Below are 20,478 nucleotides of genomic sequence, written 5' to 3' on the forward strand. Positions count from 1 at the left end.
AACACCATGCGCAAAGAATGGTTGAATCAAGGTACCGCATTGGGTGACGTGGGCGCGGCGGTGGCCGGCCCGGCAGCCGGCGGCCAGGGCGGCGTATCGCGCCGCTCCTTCATGAAGGCAAGCGCAGTGGCGGGCAGCGGCCTGGTGCTGGGCTTCTTCGTCAGCGGCGGCAACAAGATGGCGCGCGCGGCGGAAGCGGCGGCGCCGGCCAAGGTGTATGAGCCGAACGCCTTCCTGCGCATTGCGCCGGACAACACCGTCACGGTGCAGGTGAACCGCCTGGAGTTCGGCCAGGGCGTGCAGACGTCGCTGCCCATGCTGATCGCCGAGGAGCTGGACGTGGACTGGACGCAGATGCGCGGCGAACTGGCCGACGCGGGCGAACAGTACAAGGACCCGGCGTTCGGCATTCAGATGACCGGCGGCTCCGGCACCATCGCCCACTCCTTCACTCAGTACCGCGAAATCGGCGCCAAGGCGCGCGCCATGCTGGTGGCCGCTGCGGCGGCCGAGTGGAAGGTGAGCCCGGACCAGGTGCGCACGGCGAAAGGCATGCTGATCGGCCCCAATGGCCAGCAGGCCAAGTACGGCGCCTTCGCCGACGCGGCCATGAAGCAGCCCATGCCCGCCACCGTCAAGCTGAAGGACCCGAAAGACTTCGTCATCATCGGCCAGCCGGTGAAGCGCCTGGACGCGCAAGCCAAATCCACCGGCAAGCAGCAGTTCGGCATGGACTTCAAGCCTGAAGGCACCAAGGTTGCCGTGGTGGCCCGCCCGCCGGTGTTCGGCGCCAAGGTGGCCAAGCTGGACGCCAGCAAAGCCAAGGCCATCCCCGGCGTGATCGACGTGCTGGAAGTGGCAACCGACCGTGGCGGACGCGGCGTGGCCGTGATCGCCACCGGCTACTGGCCGGCCAAGCAGGGCCGCGAGGCGCTGGTGCTGGAATGGGATACCAGCGCGGTTGAAAAAGTCAGCACCGCGAAACAGATGGCCGAGTTCAAGGCGCTGGCGCAGAAGCCCGGCCTGCCGGTGAAGAAGGCGGACATGGCCCCGCTGGCCAAGGCCGCCAAGAAGATCACCGCCGTCTACGAGTTCCCTTACCTGGCGCATGCGCCCATGGAGCCGCTGAACTGCGTGATCGACCTGAAGGCGGACGGCTGCGAAGTCTGGGCCGGTTCGCAATTCCAGACCCTGGACCAGATGGCCATTGCCCGCACGGCGGGCCTGAAGCCTGAGCAGGTCAAGCTGCACACCATGATGGCCGGCGGCGGTTTCGGCCGCCGCGCGGTGCCAACGTCGGACTACCTGGTGGAAGCTGCCAATGTGGCGCTGGCCTACAAGGCGGCCGGCAAGTCCGGTCCCTTGAAAATCATCTGGAGCCGCGAGGACGACATCCGCGGCGGCTACTACCGTCCGTCGCATGTGCACCGCGCAGAGCTGGGCTTCGACGCCAAGGGCAAGCTGCTGGCCTGGAACCACAGCATCGTGGGCCAGTCCATCATCACCGGTTCGCCGTTCGAGCCGATGATGGTGAAGGACGGCGTGGACGCCACCATGATCGAAGGCATGGGCGAGCCGTATGACCTGCCGATGAACCTGTCCGTGCACAACGCCAAGGCCAACGTGCCGGTGCTGTGGTGGCGTTCGGTGGGCTCGACCCACACCGCCTTCGTGATGGAAACGCTGATCGACGAAGCCGCGCACGCCGCGAAAATGGACCCGGTGGCCTACCGCAAGCAGGTGATCGACGCCAAGCACGCGCGCCATCACGCCGCGCTGGACCTGGCGGTGGCCAAGTCCGGCTACGGCAAGAAGGCGCTGCCCAAGGGCCAGGCCTGGGGTGTGGCGGTGCACGAGTCGTTCGGCACCGTGGTCGCCTACGTGGTGACGGCGTCGGTGAAGGGCGGCGTGCCGCATCTGCACACGGTCACCGCCGGCGTGCACTGCAACACGGCCGTCAATCCCATGACCATCGAGGCGCAGGTGCAAGGCGCGGTGCTGATGGCGGTCGGCACCACCCTGCCGGGCGCCGCCATTACGCTCAAGGACGGCGTGGTGGAGCAGCAGAACTTCGGCGACTACGTGGTCGCGCGCATGCCGGACATGCCGCTGGTGGACGTGCATATCGTTCCATCGACGGAGCCGCCGACCGGCATGGGCGAGCCAGGTTTCCCGCCGCTGGCGCCGGCCTACGCCAACGCCATCTTCAAGCTCACCGGCAAGCGTCTGCGCAAGCTGCCGTTCGACCTGGCCAAGACGGCCAAGGCCTGAGCTGGCTGGCGCCGCGCCGCGCAGCGTGAGCATTACCGGCATCCTGCTGGCGGCCGGAAGGGGGACCCGTTTCGACCCTTCCGGCCAGCGCAACAAGCTGCTGCAATGCCCGCCGGGCCAGCAGGCCTCGGTCGTTGCGGCCAGCGCACGCCATATGCTGGCGGTGCTGCCGCGTGTAGTGGCTGTGCTGCGGCCGGGCGCGGACGCCGAGGCCTTGTCGGCGCAACTGCTGGCGCTGGGCTGCGAGGTCACTATCTGTCCACAAGCCGATACCGGCATGGCCGCTTCGCTGGCGCATGCGCTGAGCTATGCCGGCAAGGACGCACAGGGTTTTATCATTGCCCTCGGGGATATGCCCCATGTGCAGCCATCTACAATACAATCACTGAAAACCGCACTGGAACGGGGCGCAGGCATTGCCGCGCCCATGTACCGGGGCCGGCGCGGCAACCCGGTCGGGTTCAGCCGCGACTACCTGCCGCAGCTGCTGGCGCTGGAGGGCGACCAGGGCGCGCGCGGCATTTTGAAGCATGCTCCGGTGACGGAGCTGGAAGTGGACGACAGCGGCATTCTGCAGGACGTCGACACGCCTGCCGACCTGCATCCCAAGGATAAAGTATGAAGAAGAACAACACATCGAAGAAACCAGGCGTCAGCTACGCCATCGTCGGCAAAGACCTGGCCGCCCACATGTTTGAAGTGACGCTGACCGTGGACCAGCCGGCGCCCGAAGGCCAGCTGCTGGCGCTGCCGGCCTGGATCCCCGGCAGCTATATGATCCGCGAATTCTCGCGCAACATCGTGCGCATACGCGCCGAGTCCGATGGCGCAGACGTCAAGCTGGCCAAGGTGGACAAGCACAGCTGGCTGGCCGCGCCGGTGGCGGGCCCGCTCACGGTGGTCTACGAAGTCTACGCATGGGACCTGTCGGTGCGCGCCGCCCATATGGACCAGAGCCACGCCTTCTTCAACGGCACCAGCGTATTCCTGCGCGTGGCGGGCCAGGAGGACGCGCAGCACGTGGTCGACATCCAGCGCCCGGCCGACCCGGCCGCCGAATCCTGGCGCGTGGCCACCTCGCTGCCTGAGCTGAAGGCCAAGCGCTACGGCTTCGGCACCTACGCCGCCGCCAATTATGATGAGCTGATCGACCATCCGGTGGAGCTGGGCGACTTCGCGCTGGCCACCTTCAAGGCGCACGGCGTGCCGCACGACGTGGTCATTACCGGCCGCGTGCCCAATCTGGACATGGCGCGCCTGTGTGCCGACCTGAAAGCCATCTGCGAAACGCAAATCGCCTTCTTCGAGCCGAAAACCAGGCGCGCGCCCATGGACCGCTACGTCTTCATGACGATGGCGGTGGGCGACGGCTACGGCGGCCTGGAGCACCGCGCCTCCACCGCGCTGATCTGCGCCCGCGCCGACCTGCCCACCGCCGCCACGCCGAAGGGCGCGGACATCAGCGAGGGCTATCTGAAATTCCTCGGCCTGTGCAGCCACGAGTACTTCCACACCTGGAACGTCAAGCGCATCAAGCCGTCCGCTTTTGCGCCGTATGACCTGAACACGGAAAACTACACGCCGCTGCTTTGGCTGTTCGAAGGCGGCACCAGCTACTACGACGACCTGATGCTGGTACGCGCCGGCATTATCGGCGAGCCGGCCTACTACAAGCTGCTGGCTAAAACCGTGGGCGGCGTGCTGCGCGGCGCGGGCCGCCTGAAGCAGAGTGTGGCCGACTCCAGCTTCGACGCCTGGGGCAAATACTACCGCCAGGACGAAAACGCGGCCAACGCCATCGTCAGCTACTACACCAAGGGTTCGCTGGTGTGCATGGCGCTGGACCTGGCCATCCGCAGCAAGACCGGCGGCAAGAAGTCGCTGGACGACGTGATGCAGGCGCTGTGGCAGCGCTACGGCCGCGATTTCTACAAGGGCGCGGGACGCGGCGTGAGCCCGGCCGAAGTGGAGGCGCTGTGCGACGAGGTGGCGGGCGCCAGGCTGAAATCCTTCTTCGACAAATACGTGCGCGGCACGGAAGACCTGCCGCTGGCGAAAATACTGGCGCCGTTCGGCGTGAAGTACAGCGACGAGCGCAAGCCGGCCAAGCCCAGCCTGGACGCCAACCTGGGCCGCGACGGCGCGGACGCCAAGCTCTCCGCCGTCCACGAAGGCGGCGCGGCGCACGCGGCGGGCCTGTCGGCGGGCGACCTGATGGTGGCGGTCGACGGCTTGCGCGTGGTCCCGGGCAATCTGGACGCGCTGCTGTCGCGCTACGCGGTGGGCGACACCGTGGAAGTGCACGCCTTCCGCCGCGACGAGCTGCGCAGCTTCCGCGTCCGGCTGCAGGGCGACCGCGTGCCCAACGTGACGCTGGCGCTGGAAGAAGCCGGCAAGCAGGCCGGCAAGAAGGCCGCCGTGCTGCCGCGGCCGAGCGCGAGCCGCTGATGACGCCCGGGCCTGGGCTGCTGCTCCAGCTGGATCTGCGGACCCTGTTGCTGATGTCGGTCGCCATGAGCGGCGGCATGAGCATGGTCATGTATTCGCTGCACCGCAGCTTCCGGGGAGAAGTGCGCGGCTTGAACCGCTGGTCGCTGGGATTGCTGTGCGTGGTCGCCGGCGGCGTGTCGTTTGGGCTGAGCGGCCAGCTGCCGGGCATCTGGCCGGGCAAGGCGGCGCTGCTGGCCGCCAACGCCTTCCTGTTCTGGGGCGTGGGCCTGTCTATGCTGGGCACGCAGGAGTTCTTTGGGCGGCGGCCCAGCTGGGGCCTGTTCCACGGCATCTGGCTGGTGGGCATGCTGCTGACCGGCTGGTGGCTGCTGGTGCAGCCGCACCTGGGCGCGCGCATTGCCGCGTTTTCGCTGGCGGCTTTTATTTTTTACGCCGTCCAGAGCTGGCTGGCGTGGCGCGAGGGTGTGCGCCATTTTTCCTACTGTTTCTTTGCCGTGCTGGTGACGGTGCAGGCGCTGACCGTGCTGGCGCGCATGTTCACCGCGCTGACGGTGGATGCGGTGAGCGAGGACGTGCTGGTCAACGGCGCGCTGGTCAATGTGTTCATGGCGCTGGCCAGTTTCATGACGCTGATGCTGGCGGTCGCCTTCCTGATGATGGCCATGCGGCGCCTGCAGGGCATCCTGGAGGAGCGCTCCACGCACGACCCGCTGACCGGGGTGCTGAACCGGCGCGGTTTCGACATCTTCTATAACAAGCAGCGCGTGCAGCTCGGGCGCGACGGCCGGCCGCTGTCGCTGATGAGCATAGACCTGGACCACTTCAAGGCCATCAACGACCGCTACGGCCACGTGGTGGGCGACCGGGTGCTGGTGCAGATTGCGAACATCATCAGCCAGGCGCTGCGCGAGAGCGACTACGTGGCGCGCTTTGGCGGCGAGGAGTTCGTGGTGCTGCTGCCGGACGCGGAAGTGCCTCGCGCGATGATGGTGGCTGAGCGTATCCGCGAGGCGCTCCGCACGGGGTGGGACGACCAGCTGCCGCCGTGCACGGTCAGCATAGGCATAGGCACGCATATCTCGCGCGAGGAAACGCTGGACGGCCTGCTGGACCGCACCGATGCGGCGCTGTACCGCGCCAAGGAAAACGGCCGGGACAGGGTGGAGCTGGCGGCGGCGCCGTAACCCGCCATCACTGCACCGGCGCCAGGGTCCGGATCTGGAACCGGTACTCCTTGTTGAACAAAAACGTCTCCGAAATATCAAACGTCTTGTGATGCGCCGCCATCAGCTTGCCCGGCTTGGGGAAGGGCGCGGCGGCGCGCATGGCGGCCAGCGCCAGGTTGCTGGCCTTCTGGTCGCGCGAGCGCGCCACGCGCAGGTTCACGATATCGCCGTCGCGCCCGATCCTGGCTTCCACCACCACGATGGACGTGAGCAGCGGCGGCAGCGCGCCGCTGAAGGCCCCATCCGGCGTGGCCGCCAGGATTTTCGCGGCCAATGCGCGTTTGTAGTCGTCCACGCTGTGCATGGCCAGCGGCAGCGGAGGCACCGGTACTTGTTCGCTGGGCAGCGGCGTGCGTGGAATCTCGGGCGGCCTGGACTGCGCGTCGCGCCGCGGCGGCTCTTTGCCGCAGGAGGCCAGCATGGCGGCAAACACGGGAGCCAGCAGCACGGCCGCGAGGCGCTGCATGGCGGTGTGCTGCTGTTTGCCCATGGCGGGCCTCCGTGGCCGGTTTAGCTGAACAGGCGGCGCAGTTCCGCGCCGGGGTCCGGTGCGCGCATGAAGGCTTCGCCCACCAGGAAACTGTGGACGTTCGCGTCGCGCATACGGCGCACGTCGTCTCCGTTCAGAATGCCAGATTCGGTGATAACCAGGCGCTCGGCAGGAATGCGGTCCAGCAGGTTCAGCGTGGTGTCCAGCGAGGTTTCGAAGGTGCGCAGATTGCGGTTGTTGATGCCGATCAGATTGCTTTTCAGCTTCAGCGCGGCGCCCAGTTCGTCGCCGTCGTGCGACTCGATCAGCACGTCCATGCCCAGGCCGTGCGCGCAGGCTTCCATTTCCGCCATCAGGCCGTGGTCCAGCGCGGAGACGATCAGCAGGATGCAGTCGGCGCCCAGCGTGCGCGCTTCGTAGATCTGGTACATGTCGACCATGAAGTCCTTGCGCAGCACCGGGATGGCGCAGGCCGCGCGCGCCTGTTTCAGGTAGGCGTCGGCGCCCTGGAAGTAGTGCACATCGGTCAGCACCGACAGGCAGGCCGCGCCGTGCGATGCATAGCTTTGCGCAATGGCGGCCGGGTCGAAGTCGGCGCGCAGCACGCCTTTCGACGGCGACGCTTTCTTCACTTCCGCGATCACGGCCGCGTTGCCGCCGGCGATCTGCTTGCGCAGGCTGGCCTCGAAGCCGCGCAGGCCGGCGCGCAGTTCGGCGTCGCCTTCCGCTTCGGCGCGCACGCTTGCCAGGCTGCGGTGCTTTTTGGCAGCTGCCACTTCGTCGGCCTTGGTGGCCAGGATTTTGTTCAGGATGTCGGACATGGTCGTGCTTTCAGTGTTGTTCGGACAGCGCCAGGCGCGCACCGAGTGCCAGGAACAGGCCGCCCGTAATGCGGTTCAGCCACAGCGCCACCAGCGGTTTGACTTTCAGGCGTGCGCTGGCGAAGGCGGTGAACACTGCCAGCCCGTTACACCACAACATGCCGTTGAAGTTGAAGATGCAGCCCAGGATCAGGAAGGCCAGCGCCTTGTTGGACGAGTCGGCCAAGATGAATTGCGGCACAAAGGCCAGGAAGAACAGCGCCACTTTCGGGTTCAGCACATTGGTCAGGAAACCCTGCGCGAAGATCTTGCGGTAGGAGGCGGCGGGCGGCGCGGCGGCCGCCGGCGCTTCCGGCCGCTCGCCGTCGCCGGACTTGAGCTTGGCGCGCAGCATGCCGATGCCGACGTACACGATGTAAGCGGCGCCCACCCATTTCACCACGCTGAACGCCATGGCGGAGGTGGACAGCAGTGCCGACAGGCCGACGGCGGCCGCCGTCACATGCACCATGGTGCCGGCGCCTATGCCCAGCGCGGCCGCGCATCCGGCGCGCCAGCCCTGGGTGGCGCTGCGCGCCATGATGAGCAGCGAATCCGGCCCCGGCATGATGTTGAGCAGCAGGCCGGAGATGATGAACAGGGTCAGGTCATGGATGCCGAACATGCCACTCTCCTTAGTTGGCGGCGCCGAGCTGTTGCGTCACCGAGATGAACTGCTCCACCTTGGCCAGCGCCGCGCCGGAGGTGATGGCCGCGCGCGCCTTGGCCAGGCCGTCCTCGATGGAGGAGGCCACGCCGGCCGCGTAAAGCGCCGTGCCCGCGTTCAGCGCCACGATGTCGTAGGCCGGTCCCGGCTCGCCGCGCAGCGCTTCCAGCATCTTGGCTTTCGATTCGGTCGCGTCGGCCACCTTCAGGTTGCGGCTGGCGATCATCTGCATGCCGAAATCTTCCGGGTGGATTTCATATTCGCGGATTTCACCGTTCACCAGCTCGCCCACCATGGTGGCCGCGCCCAGCGACACTTCGTCCATATTGTCTTTGCCGTACACCACCACCGCATGCTGCGCGCCCAGGCGCTGCAGCACGCGCACCTGGATGCCCACCAGATCCTGGTGGAACACGCCCATCAGGATATTCGGCGCGCCGGCCGGATTGGTCAGCGGTCCCAGGATGTTGAAGATGGAGCGCACGCCCAGCTCGCGCCGCACCGGCGCCACGTGCTTCATGGCGGCGTGGTGGTTGGGCGCGAACATGAAGCCGATGCCGGTCTGCGCGATGGACTGGGCAATCTGCTCCGGCTTCAGGTTGATATTGGCGCCCAGCGATTCGATCACGTCGGCCGAGCCGGACGAGGACGACACGCTGCGGCCGCCGTGCTTGGCCACGCGCGCGCCGGCGGCGGCGGCCACGAACATGGCGGTGGAGGAGATGTTGAAGGTGTGCGCGCCGTCGCCGCCGGTGCCGACGATGTCGAGCAGATTGGTGGTGTCGGCCATCGGCACTTTGGTGGAGAACTCGCGCATCACCTGCGCGGCGGCGGCGATTTCGCCTATGGTTTCTTTCTTCACGCGCAGGCCCATGGTCAGGGCCGCGACCATGACGGGCGACATTTCGCCGGACATGATCTGGCGGAACAGGTGCAGCATTTCGTCGTGGAAGATCTCGCGGTGCTCGATGCAGCGCAGCAGCGCTTCTTGATGGGTGATCTGGTGCGTGTTCTTAGGCGTAGGCATGGCAATTCCTATTCGGTTCGTATTGAGCTCGGGACGGATTTTGGGCGTGGGCGCGCTGGCGCCGCCGGAAATCAGCGTTCCAGGAAGTTCTTCAGCAGCGCGTGGCCGTGTTCCGACAGGATGGACTCGGGGTGGAACTGCACGCCCTCGATGTCGTACTCCTTGTGGCGCACGCCCATGATCTCGCCGTCGTCGGTCCACGCCGTCACTTCCAGGCAGGAAGGCAGCGAGGCGCGTTCGATCGCCAGCGAGTGGTAGCGGATCACGGTGAAAGGACTGGGCAGGTCTTTGAACACGCCCACGCCGGTATGCGCGATTGCGGAAGTTTTGCCATGCATGACCTGCTTGGCGCGGATCACCTTGCCGCCGAAGGCCTCGCCTATGGCCTGGTGGCCAAGGCAGACGCCCAGAATAGGTTTTTTGCCGGCGAAGTGCTTGAGCACCTCGACCGAAATGCCGGCCTGCGCCGGCGCTTTCGGGCCGGGCGAAATGCAGATGCGGTCCGGATTCATCGCCTCGATCTCGGCGATGGTGATTTCATCGTTGCGGAAAGTGCGCACGTCCTCGCCCAGCTCGCCGAAGTACTGCACGATGTTGTAGGTAAAGGAGTCGTAATTGTCGATCATCAGCAGCATCTCAGAACTCCCCATCCAGGCCATCTTGCACTTGTTCGGCGGCGCGCAGTACGGCGCGCGCCTTGTTTTCAGTTTCCTGCCATTCCATTTCCGGTATCGAGTCGGCCACGATGCCGGCCGCGGCCTGCACATACAGCATGCCGTCCTTGATCACGCCGGTGCGGATGGCGATCGCCACGTCCATTTCGCCGCCGAAGGACAGGTAGCCGCAGGCGCCGCCGTAGATGCCGCGCTTGGAAATTTCCAGTTCGTCGATCACTTCCATGGCGCGCACTTTCGGCGCGCCGGTCAGGGTGCCGGCCGGGAAGGTGGCGCGCAGCACGTCCAGGTTGGACATGCCGTCCTTCAGTGTGCCCTCCACGTTGGAGACGATGTGCTGCACATGCGAGTACTTCTCGATCACCATGCGGTCGGTGACCTTGACGGTGCCGATGTCGGAGATGCGGCCCAGGTCATTGCGCGCCAGGTCGATCAGCATCACGTGCTCGGCGATCTCTTTCGGGTCGGCCAGCAGTTCGGCCGCCAGTTCGGCGTCGCGCTCCGGCGTGCCGCCGCGCGGGCGGGTGCCGGCGATGGGGCGCAGCGTGACTTTCTTCTGGCCGTCGGCCGCCGTCTCGTTGCGCACCAGGATCTCGGGCGAAGCGCCGACGATCTGCATGTCGCCGAAATTGTAGAAGTACATATACGGCGACGGGTTCAGCGAACGCAGCGCGCGGTACAGGGTCAGCGGCGAATCCACGTAGGGCTTGCGCAGGCGCTGGCCGATCTGCACCTGCATCAGGTCGCCCGCCATCACGTATTCGTGGGCCTTGGCCACCGCCTTCAGGTAGTCTTCCTTGTTGAAGTCGCGGATGGTTTCGGTGCGCACCGAGGCGGACGTCACCGGCGCGTCCACGCCCCGGCGCAGCAGGCCGCGCAGGTCTTTCAGGCGCTGGCGCGCTTTGGAATAGGCTTCCGGCTGGCTGGTGTCGGCGTACACGATCAGGTACAGCTTGCCGGAGATGTTGTCGATCACGGCCAGCTCTTCGGTCACCATCAGCTGGATGTCCGGCAGGTTCAGGTCGTCCTTCGGCGCGCCGCCGGCCAGCTTCTTCTCGATATGGCGCACGGTGTCGTAGCCGAAGTAGCCGGCCAGGCCGCCGCAGAAGCGCGGCATGCCGGGGCGCAGGGCCACCTTGAAGCGCGACTGGAACTGTTCGATGAAGTCGAGCGGATTGCCCTCGTGGGTCTCGATCACCGTGCCGTTCCTGACGATCTCGGTCAGCGTGCCGTGCGTGCGCAGCAGCGTGGTCGCGGGCAGGCCGATGAAGGAATAGCGTCCGAAGCGCTCGCCGCCCACCACCGATTCGAGCAGGAAGGTGTTCTTGCCGTGGTTCTGGGTCTGGGCCAGTTTCAGGTAGAGCGTGAGCGGGGTTTCGAGATCGGCGAAGGCTTCCGCGATCAGGGGAATACGGTTGTAGCCTTGCGTGGCCAGCGATTTGAATTCGAGTTCGGTCATGTTCTCTCCATGCCGCCCAAAGCAATAGGTGGAGTTCGGGCGGGAGTAGTTCAAAAAACCTGTCGGCGCACGAAAATGCGGACGACAGCAATCAGCGGGGGTTAGTTAGCCCAGGATTGCCAGCGTCGCCATAGCCAGGCCTCAATCGAGCCCTGGTGCGTGACATTGTGTCTTTTGTTGAGAAACATGCTGTGTTTAGGATCAGTTTGCTATCTGGTTGTGCAAGCGTATCAAGTCGGCCGCGTGTAGCAGCGTGTCAACTATACCATCGGAATCTGTGTCGTGTATAGACTCGCCGTGATTGTAGCCGTATGGCACCGTCAGCACCGGGCAGCCAGCCGCCCGCGCGGCTTGCGCGTCGTTCGAGGAATCGCCTATGGCCACCACCTGGGCCGGGTCCAGCGCGAAATCGCGGCAGACCTGCAGCAGCGGCAGCGGATGGGGTTTTTTCTGCGCCAGCGAATCGCCGCCGTAGACCACCTCGAAATAGCCGGCCAGGCCTTTTTGCTCCAGCAGCGGCTGGGCGAAGGCGATCGGCTTGTTGGTCACGCAGGCCAGGCGCAGGCCCAGGGCCTTGAGCGCTTCCAGGCCGGCGGCCACGTCCGGGTAGGGCGTGCTGTGGTCGCCGTTGATGTCGAGGTAGTGGCGCTGGTAGGCGTCCATCGCGGCGGGGAAGCGCTGCTCGGTTTGCGCGGCGTCGAAATACACCCCCAGCACTGAACGGATCAGGTGCTCGGAACCTTTGCCGACCATCAGTTCGATTTGCTCGACCGGCAGCGAGTCCAGCCCGGCGCCGCCCAGCATGCGGTTGATCGCCACATGGAAGTCCGGCATCGTGTGCAGCATGGTGCCGTCCAGGTCGATGATGGCGGCCCGCACGCCGCGCAGTGGGGCAGGGGCCGCCGTCGTCATTACACGCCCGCCAGCTGGGCGCGCATGGCGTCGATCACGGCTTTGTAGTCCGGCTGGCCGAAGATGGCCGAACCGGCGACAAAGGTGTCCGCGCCGGCCTTGGCGGCGGCTGCGATATTGTCGATCTTGATGCCGCCGTCCACTTCCAGCAGGATGTCGCGGCCGGACTCGTCTATCATGCGGCGCGCTTCGGCAATCTTCTTCAGGGCCTGCGGGATGAAGGACTGGCCGCCGAAGCCGGGGTTGACCGACATGATGAGGATCATGTCGATCTTGTCCATCACGTGCTCCAGGTAGCTCAGCGGCGTGGCCGGGTTGAACACCAGGCCGGCCTTGCAGCCGTGGTCGCGGATCAGCTGCAGCGAGCGGTCGATGTGGTCCGACGCTTCCGGATGGAAGGTGATGATGTTGGCGCCGGCCTTGGCGAAGTCGGGGATGATGCGGTCCACCGGCTTGACCATCAGGTGCACGTCGATCGGCACGTCCACGTGCGGACGGATGGCCTGGCACACCAGCGGGCCGATGGTCAGGTTGGGCACGTAGTGGTTGTCCATCACGTCGAAGTGGATGATGTCGGCGCCGGCGCTGACGACGTTGCGCACTTCCTCGCCCAGGCGGGCGAAGTCGGCGGACAGGATGGACGGGGCAATACGGAAGGTAGTCATGGATGGGCCTGCGATAAAAAGATGCGCTATTTTACGCTGACCCTTGCGCCCGCGCCGGATTTGCGGTGCAATGTCAGACAGACGATAACAATTCGTTACGCTTGCACGAAGATTTACTGACGAATTATTAAGGATTGCAGATGGCCTCTTATGAATTCACTGTCTCGGTCAGAACCCAGTATCTGCCCGAACAGTCCGATCCCGAACGCACCAATTTCGTGTTCACCTACTCGATCACGATCAAGAACACGGGAACGGTGGCCGCGCAGCTGATCTCGCGCCATTGGATCATCACCGACGCCAACAACCACACGGAAGAAGTGCGCGGCCTGGGCGTGGTCGGCCACCAGCCGCTGCTGCAGCCGGGCGAACAGTTCGAATACACCAGCGGCACCGCGCTGGCTACGCCGCAAGGCTCCATGGTGGGCGAGTACTTCTGCGTGGCAGAGGACGGCCACCAGTTCGAAGCCAAGATCCCGGAGTTCGTGCTGTCGCTGCCGCGCACGCTGCACTAGGCCGGGCTAGGGCTGCTTGTCTTCCTTGCCGCCTGCGTCGGGACCGGGCAGCGGCTTGGCGGGCGGCTTTCTTTGGGCCGGCAGCGTCCACCAGACGATGAACACCAGCAGAAACAGCGCCACAAACGCTTCCAACATCAACACCCACATATCCAGTCCCCCATGTTATTTGCACGCAGTAGTTTAATCCTTTCCATCAGCGCTGTGGCGCTGGCGCTTTCCGCCTGTACTTCGCCGATGCCGTCCGCGCCGCAGCAGCCTCTGCCACGGCCGGCCGAGCCGCCGCAGGCGCCGGCCCAGCCCTCCACGCCCGCCACGCCGGCAGCGCCGGCAGCGCCGCAGGCGCAGACCCCGGCGCCGCCCGCCGCCGTCCGCTTCGTGCCGTCCAGTTTCGCGGCGCTGCCGGGCTGGGAGCGGGACGACCTGCGCGCGGCCTGGCCGGCTTTCATGTCGTCCTGCTCGGTGCTGGGCAAGCGCGCCGAGTGGAAGGAGCCGTGCGGCGTGGCGCGCCAGGTCAACGGCAATGACGAAAAGGGCATCCGCCTGTTCTTCGAGAGTTTCTTCGAGCCGCAGCAGGTGATCGCGCCGGACGGGGCGGACACCGGCCTGGTCACCGGCTATTACGAGCCGCTGCTGCGCGGCGCGCGCAAAAAGGGCGGCCCTTACCAGACGCCGCTATATAAAGTGCCGGACGATTTGCTCACCGTGGAGCTGGCCGGGGTCTATCCCGAGCTGAAAGGCATGCGTTTGCGTGGCCGCCTGCAGGGCAAGAAGGTGGTGCCGTACTCCACCCGCGCCGACATCGAGCGCGCCAGTTTCACCGGCAAGGAGCTGCTGTGGGTGGACGATTCGGTGGAGGCCTTCTTCCTGCAAGTGCAGGGCTCGGGCCGCGTGCAGCTGACGGACACCCAGGAAACCGTGCGCGTGGCCTATGCCGACCAGAACGGCTATCCCTACAAGTCCATCGGCCGCTACCTGGTGGACAAGGGCGAGCTGACGCTGGACCAGGCCTCGGCGCAGGGCATCAAGGCCTGGATCGCCGGCCATCCCACGCGCCAGTCCGAGCTGTTCAACGCCAATCCGTCCTACGTCTTCTTCAAGGAAGAAAAGCTGCCGGACCCGAAAGTGGGACCGAAAGGGGCGCTGGGCGTGCCGCTGACGCCGCAGCGTTCGGTGGCCATCGACGCCGCGCAGCTGCCGCTGGGCGCGCCGGTATTCCTGTCCACCACCCAGGCCAACAGCGACATTCCGCTGCAGCGCCTGGTCATGGCGCAAGACACGGGCGGCGCCATCCGCGGTGCGATCCGGGTCGACTACTTCTTCGGCTTCGGCACCGAAGCGGCCGAAAACGCCGGCCGCATGAAGCAGCGCGGCAGCGTCTGGGTGCTGATGCCCAAGCAAGTGCCGCCGGCCGCCCGCGCAGCACCGGTAGTCCGTAGGACGGCTTAGGCGCCCCGCGCCGTAACCCGCCGAGCCGCTAGCGCAGCACCAGCACCGGCAGTTCCGTATGCGCCAGCACCTTCTGCGTCTCGCTGCCGAGGAACAGCTTGTTCAAGCCCGTCCTGCCGTGCGACGCCATCACAATCGCGTCGCAGCCCAGCTTTCCCGCCGCCGCAACAATCTCCTGGTAAGGGCTGGGCGAGTTCGCCACGACGCCCTCGCAGGGCACGCCGGCCGCGCCGGCCGCCGCTACCACCTTGTTCACGGCATCCTGCGCGGCGCGCGCAATCTGGCCCTCGAACACCTCCGCGTCCGGCACCACCACGCCGCTGTCGCCGCTCATCGTCATAAAAGGAAAGGGTTGCATCACGCTGATGGCGGTGACGCGCCCGCCGTGCACGCGGGCCAGCTCCAGCACCCGCGCCGTGGCCTGCACGGACAGGGCGGAACCGTCGGTGGGAAATAAGATGTGATTAAACATGGCAGTCTCCTGAGCCTGGACGGCAATGACCCAGTGTAGGCGGGAAGGGCCTGTGTCCGGCGCACGCCAGTCGCTATTAGTTTCCTCGTGACAATGTGTGATATTTGCCATATAGCAAAGCCGATACAATCTGCGCCAATTCAACTGCAAAGCTCCCCATGGCCATTAACGACGACTACACATCCGACAAAAATACCTCAGGCGTCCTGACCCCGGGCAGCCAGGCTAGCGGCGTGTTCGAGCAGCGCGGCGACAGCGACTGGTTCCGCATCAGCCTGGCCGCCAACACCTATTACACCTTCAAGCTGACGCTGCCGACGCTGACCGGCTATTCCTACTACGACTACGCGCTGGGCCTGTCGCAAGCGCAGGGCGCTTATGTTCCCCCATCGGCGACGAACGCCTACGGGACCGAACTGTCCACCGTGTTCAAGTCCGGCCTGGCCGGCGACTATTACTTCAGCGCCACAAACAATTTCGGCAGCCTGGCCACCGCCTACACCGTCAGCGCCACTGCCGGCGCGGCCGACGCCGTGGGAGACACGACGGCGACCGCTTCGTCCCTGACGCTGGGCATCAGTACCAGCGGCGCCTTTGAAGGCCCGTCCGACCTCGACGTCTACAAGGTTGCGCTGACGGCCGGCACCATCTACAACATCAAGCCTGCCATGACCAACGGCAATGGTGTGAGTGTTTCCCTGACCGACGCCAACGGGCAATACGTCGCCACCAGTTCCTCCGTGGACGGCTATTCCTTTGTAGCCGCTGCGAGCGGCAACTATTACCTGACGCTGAGCGGCAACAGCACCAGCACCGGCGCCGCAGCCGACTACACCGTGCTGATGGCGGCCGGGCCGGACGACTATGCCGCCAACGTGGCCGGCGCGGGCCGGCTGGCCATTGGCGGCTCCACTCCGGGCAAGATAGACGCCGCCGGCGACAGGGACTGGTATGCGGTCTCGCTCAACGCCAACACCACCTACTGGTTCACCGCCAAGCCTGGCGCCAGCGGCGCCTACAGCTCCAGCTACACCCAGCTCAAGCTGTACGACAGCAGCAGCCAGGTCATGGCGTCGCAAACGGGTTCCAACTCGCAGGCCGTGCTGCAATTCGTGCCCAGCAAGACCGGCACCTATTATTTCGAAGTGGGCGACTCCACCAATTACTATCTGGGCAATTACGTGGCCAGCGCCGTGATCGGCACCCGCGACGACTATGGCAGCGACAAAGCCAGCGCCGCGCCGCTGAGCTTGGGCAGCACTCTCACCGGCAGCCTGGAACTGGCTTCCGACAAGGACGTGTTCAAGTTCGCCGTCAAGGCCGGCACCACCTATACCTTCGAGCTGAAGGGGCAGAACCCGGTGGGCAGCCCCAGCCTGTATATGAGCGGCGCGGATGCCAACGGGTCAAGCAGCGGCTTGGTCAGCTACGCCAAGACCGGCGTCACGGACTACCGCGTCTACACCGCCAATTACACGGGCGACTACTATCTCACGGTGGCGAATAACTACAGCAGCGGCACCTCCGGCTACACGCTGCAGGTCAATGCACCGTCCGGCGACGATTTCGCCGCCAGCAGCGCCACCACGGGCCTGCTGGCTACCGGCGGAAAACTGGCCGGCGCGCTGAACTTCGCAGGCGACAGCGACTGGATCAAGGTCAAGCTGGTGGCAGGCACCAAGTACGCTTTTGTGCTGGAGGGCAAGGCCTCCGGCGCCGGGACGCTGGACGTGTCCGGCAGCGATGTGGTCATGTCCATGGTGTCATCGTCCGGCTATTCCTCTTACCTGACCACGTTGTCCGGCCTGAGCGGCAAGGGCTACAGCTTCGCTGCGGAAGTGACCGGCGACTATTACCTGACGCTGGGCGCCAGTCCTTATTATGGCTCCGCGCCGAGCGGCAGCTACACCATCAGCAGCTACAACCTGAGTGGCGATACGGCGATGCCGACCGTGCTGTCCTTTGCGCCGGGCAACGGCAGCAAGGGCGCCAGCCTGACCGGCAATATCACGCTCACCTTCGACGACCTGATCCGCACTGGCGACAGCCTCATCCGCCTGATCGACGCCCAGGGCAATGTGGTGGAAAACTACAGCTCGTCGAGCAGCCGGATGCAAATCACCGGCAAGGTGGTCACCATCGACCCGAGCGCCAATCTGCAGCCGGGCACCAAATACACGCTGGAGCTGCAGGCGGGTTCGCTGATGGATTACGCCGGCAACAAATTCCTCGCAGACCGCGTCTACAGCTTCACCACGCTCGATACGGTGGCCCAGGGCGGCAGCGGCAACGACGTGCTGTCCGGTATTGGCACCAATATTCGCCTGTCCGGCGGCGACGGCGTTGACGTTGTAGTGTACGGCAACAGCTATGCGAACTACACCGTTACCCGCGGCGCCACCGAAACCAAGGTGCTGTTCCGCAACGCCGGCAGCCTCGGCACGGGAGACTCGCTGACCGGCGTGGAGCGCCTGCAGTTCTCCGACAAGAGCCTGGCGCTGGACGTGGACGGCAACGGCGGCCAGACCTACCGCCTGTACCAGGCGGCGTTCAACCGCACGCCGGACAAGGGCGGCCTGGGCTACTGGATGTCGCAAATGGACCAGGGCATGGGCCTGAAGGCGGTGGCGGACGCCTTCCTGTCCAGCCCGGAGTTCCAGAACCTGTACGGCGCCAACAGCAGCAACGAAGCCTTCATCGACAATCTGTACCGCAACGTGCTGCACCGCGCGGGCGATGCGGACGGCATCAAGAGCTGGAACTATGCGCTGAACAACGGCGCAACGCGCGCCGATCTGCTGGCGGGCTTCAGCGAGAGCAGCGAATACGTTGCCGAAATCATCAAGGTGATCGGCAACGGCTTCGAGTACACGCCTTACGGCTGATCCGGCGCCACGCTGCGCAGCGGACGGGACATCACCAGCGCCGCTGCCAGCACTATCCCGCCGGCGGCCACGCAGGCCATGCCGGTGCGGATGCCGTAATGGTCGCCCAGGTAGCCGGCCGCCAGCGCGCCCACCGGACCGGTCACGCCGGTCAGGAAGCGCATGGTGGAAATCACGCGGCCGGTGTAGGCGTCCGGCGTGGCCTTCATGCGCAGGGCCATGAAGGGAATGAAGAACAGCATCACCGCGCAGTCATACATGAACACCACCAGGCCGAAGGCGGCCGCGCTGTAGACCGGGTTGCCGAACAACGAGGCCGGTATCGCGGGCATCAGCGCGAAGCCGGCCACCGTGCCGCAAGTGCCCACCAGGAAGGTTTTGCCCGCCCCGTAGCGGCGGTTCAGCCGCTTGACCAGCACTGCGCTCAGGAATACGCCCAGGCCGCCCAGCATCTGCGCCGCGCCCAGCATGCCCGCCGTCATGCCCAGTTCGCGCGTGGCAAGCAGGATCAGCAGGGCGCTGTAGCCGAACAGGAAGAAGTGCCATAGCGCCGCGCCCCAGGCCAGCGTGCGCAGCAGCGGTTCGTGCCAGATAAAGGCGAAGCCGGAGGCGATGTCGCGCAGCGGATGCTTGTCCGAGGGCACGGGCGCCGGTTCGGCCAGCTGCGTCTTGCGCAAATTCCACGCTGAAATGAAAAAGCTGGCGGCGTCGAACAGGATGGCGAACGGCGCGGTCAGCCATTGCACCAGCAGTCCGGCCAGGCCGGGCGCGACCAGGCGCGAGATGGAGTCGGTGGTGGCGAACTTTGATTGCGCCTCGATCAGCTGCTGGCGGCCCACCAGCAGGTTGAGGAAAATCTGCTCGGCCGCGCCGCTGAGCACGCCGCAGGTGGCGAACAGGAAGGTCACCGCGTACAGCCAGTGCATGGATAGCATGCCCAGCCACCATCCCAGCGGTATGCTGGCCAGCAGCGCGCCCTGCAGCAAGCGGCTCACCAGCAGGATGGGCAGCTTGCGGCGCCGGTCCAGCCACACGCCTGCGGGCAGCGCGAACAGCGCGTAGGGCAGCGCCTGGCAGGCGGCGATGATGCCCATCTGGCCGGGCGTGGCGTGCAGCAGCAGGGCGGAGCACAGCGGGACGGCCAGCGCGCTGATCTGGGCGCCGAAGCTGTTCAGCACGCTGCTGAGCCAGTAACGGCGGAAGTCCGGATTGCGCAGCAGGGGATCGCTGGCCAGTTTGTCGCCGAGATAGCGGCGCAGGGCGAAAGGTAGGAATGGCATCGCTGCAAATAATACCAGCGCTGCTATAAGAACCGCTACAATCGCCCGATACCCCCTTTGTATATAGGAGACCGCGATGCAATATGAAGACCTGATTGTGGAAACGCACGGCAAGGTTGCCTTGATCCGCCTGAACCGTCCGAAAGCGCTGAATGCGCTGAACGACCGCATGATGAACGAGCTGGGCGATGCTTTCCGCATCTTCGACGCCGACCCGGACATCGGCTGCATCGTGCTGACCGGCAGTGAAAAAGCGTTTGCCGCCGGCGCCGACATCGCCGCCATGGCCGACTACACCTACCAGGACACCTACCGCGACAACTACATCACCCGCAACTGGGAGCACATCCTGAAGGTGCGCAAGCCGGTGATCGGCGCGGTGGCCGGCTTCGCCCTGGGCGGCGGCTGCGAGCTGGCCATGATGTGCGATTTCCTGATTGCGGCCGACAGCGCCAAGTTCGGCCAGCCTGAAATCAAGGTCGGCGTCACGCCGGGCGCGGGCGGCACGCAGCGCCTGCCGCGCGCCATCGGCAAAGCCAAGGCCATGGATCTGCTGCTGACCGCGCGCATGATAGATGCGGCCGAAGCCGAACGCATCGGCCTGGTGTCGCGCGTGGTCCCGGCCGATAAGCTGATCGAAGAAACGCTGGCGGCCGCCACGTCCATCGCCTCCATGTCCACGTCGGTCGCCATGCAGATCAAGGACGCCGTCAACCGCGCCTTTGAAACCACGCTGACCGAAGGCGTGAACTACGAGCGCCGCCTGTTCCAGGCTGCCTTCGGCACCCCTGCCCAGCGCGAAGGCATGCACGCCTTCCTGGAAAAGCGGGCGCCGAATTTCGACGGACTCTGAATTTAGGTGTTGACGAGTTTTGGACCAAGCCCCATAATCTCGTCTCTCTGCTGCTGAACACAACGCTTCGGCAAGAAACGCAGACCTCTTTAAAAATTAACAGTCGATAAGTGTGGGCGTTTGATGATGATGCCGGAAGTGCAAGCTTCTTAGCTCAAATTATTAAACGCTCAACAAAAGAAATAAACGTGACCTCGAAAGAGGAATCGTCAGTATTTTGAAGAGCGACCAAGTCAGCAATGACTTTAAACAGAGATTGAACTGAAGAGTTTGATCCTGGCTCAGATTGAACGCTGGCGGCATGCTTTACACATGCAAGTCG

General features: G+C 65.3%; 18 protein-coding genes and 1 rRNA gene. 9 read left to right on the forward strand and 10 right to left on the reverse strand.

Features of this window, described 5'->3' with window-relative positions:
• Positions 1 to 6: 6 nt before the first annotated feature.
• Genes AC07S4_RS23255 through AC07S4_RS23270 form a run of 4 tightly spaced genes read left to right on the forward strand, consistent with a single transcriptional unit; the run spans position 7 to position 5,906 of the window.
• Complete coding sequence (locus AC07S4_RS23255; RefSeq protein ID WP_494988880.1) at positions 7 to 2,271, forward strand: xanthine dehydrogenase family protein molybdopterin-binding subunit; 2,265 nt, start codon at positions 7 to 9, stop codon at positions 2,269 to 2,271.
• Between the two features lie 25 nt (positions 2,272 to 2,296).
• Positions 2,297 to 2,893 carry a nucleotidyltransferase family protein gene (locus AC07S4_RS23260; protein ID WP_494988881.1) on the forward strand — a complete coding sequence of 199 codons (597 nt, stop codon included), beginning with the start codon at positions 2,297 to 2,299 and terminating at the stop codon, positions 2,891 to 2,893.
• The gene (locus AC07S4_RS23265; RefSeq protein ID WP_494988882.1) at positions 2,890 to 4,719 is read left to right on the forward strand and encodes a M61 family metallopeptidase; all 1,830 of its coding nucleotides are present in this window, start codon (positions 2,890 to 2,892) and stop codon (positions 4,717 to 4,719) included. Before AC07S4_RS23260 ends, AC07S4_RS23265 begins: the two co-directional genes overlap by 4 nt.
• Complete coding sequence (locus AC07S4_RS23270; protein ID WP_494988883.1) at positions 4,719 to 5,906, forward strand: GGDEF domain-containing protein; 1,188 nt, start codon at positions 4,719 to 4,721, stop codon at positions 5,904 to 5,906. The genes AC07S4_RS23265 and AC07S4_RS23270 overlap by 1 nt, the downstream gene beginning before the upstream one ends.
• 7 nt (positions 5,907 to 5,913) lie before the next feature.
• Here AC07S4_RS23270 and AC07S4_RS23275 read toward each other — a convergent pair whose 3' ends face one another.
• The 8 genes from AC07S4_RS23275 to rpe form a co-directional block, all read right to left on the reverse strand.
• Entirely contained in the window at positions 5,914 to 6,438 is a 525-nt protein-coding gene (locus AC07S4_RS23275) for a hypothetical protein (protein ID WP_494988884.1), read from the reverse strand.
• Positions 6,439 to 6,458: 20 nt separating this feature from the next.
• Positions 6,459 to 7,259 carry an indole-3-glycerol phosphate synthase TrpC gene (trpC, locus tag AC07S4_RS23280; RefSeq protein ID WP_494988885.1) on the reverse strand — a complete coding sequence of 267 codons (801 nt, stop codon included), beginning with the start codon at positions 7,257 to 7,259 and terminating at the stop codon, positions 6,459 to 6,461.
• Positions 7,260 to 7,269: 10 nt separating this feature from the next.
• Positions 7,270 to 7,923, reverse strand: coding sequence for a LysE family translocator (locus AC07S4_RS23285; RefSeq protein ID WP_494988886.1), 654 nt, complete (start codon positions 7,921 to 7,923; stop codon positions 7,270 to 7,272).
• A 10-nt stretch (positions 7,924 to 7,933) separates the two neighbouring features.
• Positions 7,934 to 8,992 carry an anthranilate phosphoribosyltransferase gene (gene trpD / locus AC07S4_RS23290; RefSeq protein ID WP_494988887.1) on the reverse strand — a complete coding sequence of 353 codons (1,059 nt, stop codon included), beginning with the start codon at positions 8,990 to 8,992 and terminating at the stop codon, positions 7,934 to 7,936.
• Between the two features lie 71 nt (positions 8,993 to 9,063).
• Positions 9,064 to 9,627, reverse strand: a complete 564-nt coding sequence (locus tag AC07S4_RS23295; RefSeq protein WP_494988888.1) for an anthranilate synthase component II — start codon at positions 9,625 to 9,627, stop codon at positions 9,064 to 9,066.
• 1 nt (position 9,628) lies between these two features.
• Positions 9,629 to 11,125: an anthranilate synthase component I gene (trpE, locus tag AC07S4_RS23300; RefSeq protein ID WP_494988889.1), complete on the reverse strand. Its 1,497-nt coding sequence runs from the start codon at positions 11,123 to 11,125 to the stop codon at positions 9,629 to 9,631.
• A 201-nt stretch (positions 11,126 to 11,326) separates the two neighbouring features.
• A complete protein-coding gene (locus AC07S4_RS23305) occupies positions 11,327 to 12,037 on the reverse strand; it encodes a phosphoglycolate phosphatase (protein ID WP_494988890.1) in 711 nt (236 codons plus the stop codon).
• Positions 12,037 to 12,702 carry a ribulose-phosphate 3-epimerase gene (rpe, locus tag AC07S4_RS23310; protein ID WP_056403590.1) on the reverse strand — a complete coding sequence of 222 codons (666 nt, stop codon included), beginning with the start codon at positions 12,700 to 12,702 and terminating at the stop codon, positions 12,037 to 12,039. The genes AC07S4_RS23305 and rpe overlap by 1 nt, the downstream gene beginning before the upstream one ends.
• 140 nt (positions 12,703 to 12,842) lie before the next feature.
• Between rpe and apaG the strand changes: the two genes are divergently transcribed.
• Together apaG and mltA are read left to right on the forward strand one after the other, a co-directional pair.
• Positions 12,843 to 13,217 (forward strand): Co2+/Mg2+ efflux facilitator ApaG/CorD, encoded by a 375-nt coding sequence (apaG, locus tag AC07S4_RS23315; protein WP_161074115.1) that lies wholly within the window; start codon positions 12,843 to 12,845, stop codon positions 13,215 to 13,217.
• A gap of 162 nt (positions 13,218 to 13,379) precedes the next feature.
• The gene (mltA, locus tag AC07S4_RS23320; protein ID WP_494988891.1) at positions 13,380 to 14,666 is read left to right on the forward strand and encodes a murein transglycosylase A; all 1,287 of its coding nucleotides are present in this window, start codon (positions 13,380 to 13,382) and stop codon (positions 14,664 to 14,666) included.
• A gap of 28 nt (positions 14,667 to 14,694) precedes the next feature.
• Here the strand turns inward: mltA and AC07S4_RS23325 are convergent, their stop codons facing one another.
• Positions 14,695 to 15,138 carry a universal stress protein gene (locus AC07S4_RS23325; RefSeq protein ID WP_494988892.1) on the reverse strand — a complete coding sequence of 148 codons (444 nt, stop codon included), beginning with the start codon at positions 15,136 to 15,138 and terminating at the stop codon, positions 14,695 to 14,697.
• Between the two features lie 158 nt (positions 15,139 to 15,296).
• On the opposite strand from AC07S4_RS23325, the gene AC07S4_RS23330 reads away from it, so the two are divergent.
• Positions 15,297 to 18,023 (forward strand): DUF4214 domain-containing protein, encoded by a 2,727-nt coding sequence (locus tag AC07S4_RS23330; protein WP_494988893.1) that lies wholly within the window; start codon positions 15,297 to 15,299, stop codon positions 18,021 to 18,023.
• On the opposite strand, the gene AC07S4_RS23335 is transcribed toward AC07S4_RS23330, so the two are convergent.
• Positions 18,014 to 19,303 (reverse strand): MFS transporter, encoded by a 1,290-nt coding sequence (locus AC07S4_RS23335; protein ID WP_494988894.1) that lies wholly within the window; start codon positions 19,301 to 19,303, stop codon positions 18,014 to 18,016. The genes AC07S4_RS23330 and AC07S4_RS23335 overlap by 10 nt on opposite strands.
• Before the next feature lie 76 nt (positions 19,304 to 19,379).
• Here AC07S4_RS23335 and AC07S4_RS23340 point away from each other — a divergent pair, with 76 nt between their 5' ends.
• Positions 19,380 to 20,156, forward strand: coding sequence for an enoyl-CoA hydratase (locus tag AC07S4_RS23340; protein ID WP_494988895.1), 777 nt, complete (start codon positions 19,380 to 19,382; stop codon positions 20,154 to 20,156).
• 258 nt (positions 20,157 to 20,414) lie between these two features.
• Positions 20,415 to 20,478: ribosomal RNA gene (locus tag AC07S4_RS23345) — 16S ribosomal RNA — on the forward strand; the annotation flags it as partial.

Source organism: Pseudoduganella sp. GW821-FHT05F09, from assembly GCF_059419605.1.

Coding starts and splice junctions, on each gene's coding strand:
- AC07S4_RS23255 (WP_494988880.1), top strand. CDS start 7: ATGCGCAAAGAATGGTTGAATCAAGGTACCGCATTGGGTGACGTGGGC.
- AC07S4_RS23265 (WP_494988882.1), top strand. CDS start 2,890: ATGAAGAAGAACAACACATCGAAGAAACCAGGCGTCAGCTACGCCATC.
- AC07S4_RS23270 (WP_494988883.1), top strand. CDS start 4,719: ATGACGCCCGGGCCTGGGCTGCTGCTCCAGCTGGATCTGCGGACCCTG.
- AC07S4_RS23275 (WP_494988884.1), bottom strand. CDS start 6,438: ATGGGCAAACAGCAGCACACCGCCATGCAGCGCCTCGCGGCCGTGCTG.
- trpC (WP_494988885.1), bottom strand. CDS start 7,259: ATGTCCGACATCCTGAACAAAATCCTGGCCACCAAGGCCGACGAAGTG.
- AC07S4_RS23285 (WP_494988886.1), bottom strand. CDS start 7,923: ATGTTCGGCATCCATGACCTGACCCTGTTCATCATCTCCGGCCTGCTG.
- trpD (WP_494988887.1), bottom strand. CDS start 8,992: ATGCCTACGCCTAAGAACACGCACCAGATCACCCATCAAGAAGCGCTG.
- AC07S4_RS23295 (WP_494988888.1), bottom strand. CDS start 9,627: ATGCTGCTGATGATCGACAATTACGACTCCTTTACCTACAACATCGTG.
- trpE (WP_494988889.1), bottom strand. CDS start 11,125: ATGACCGAACTCGAATTCAAATCGCTGGCCACGCAAGGCTACAACCGT.
- AC07S4_RS23305 (WP_494988890.1), bottom strand. CDS start 12,037: ATGACGACGGCGGCCCCTGCCCCACTGCGCGGCGTGCGGGCCGCCATC.
- rpe (WP_056403590.1), bottom strand. CDS start 12,702: ATGACTACCTTCCGTATTGCCCCGTCCATCCTGTCCGCCGACTTCGCC.
- apaG (WP_161074115.1), top strand. CDS start 12,843: ATGGCCTCTTATGAATTCACTGTCTCGGTCAGAACCCAGTATCTGCCC.
- mltA (WP_494988891.1), top strand. CDS start 13,380: ATGTTATTTGCACGCAGTAGTTTAATCCTTTCCATCAGCGCTGTGGCG.
- AC07S4_RS23325 (WP_494988892.1), bottom strand. CDS start 15,138: ATGTTTAATCACATCTTATTTCCCACCGACGGTTCCGCCCTGTCCGTG.
- AC07S4_RS23330 (WP_494988893.1), top strand. CDS start 15,297: ATGGCCATTAACGACGACTACACATCCGACAAAAATACCTCAGGCGTC.
- AC07S4_RS23335 (WP_494988894.1), bottom strand. CDS start 19,303: ATGCCATTCCTACCTTTCGCCCTGCGCCGCTATCTCGGCGACAAACTG.
- AC07S4_RS23340 (WP_494988895.1), top strand. CDS start 19,380: ATGCAATATGAAGACCTGATTGTGGAAACGCACGGCAAGGTTGCCTTG.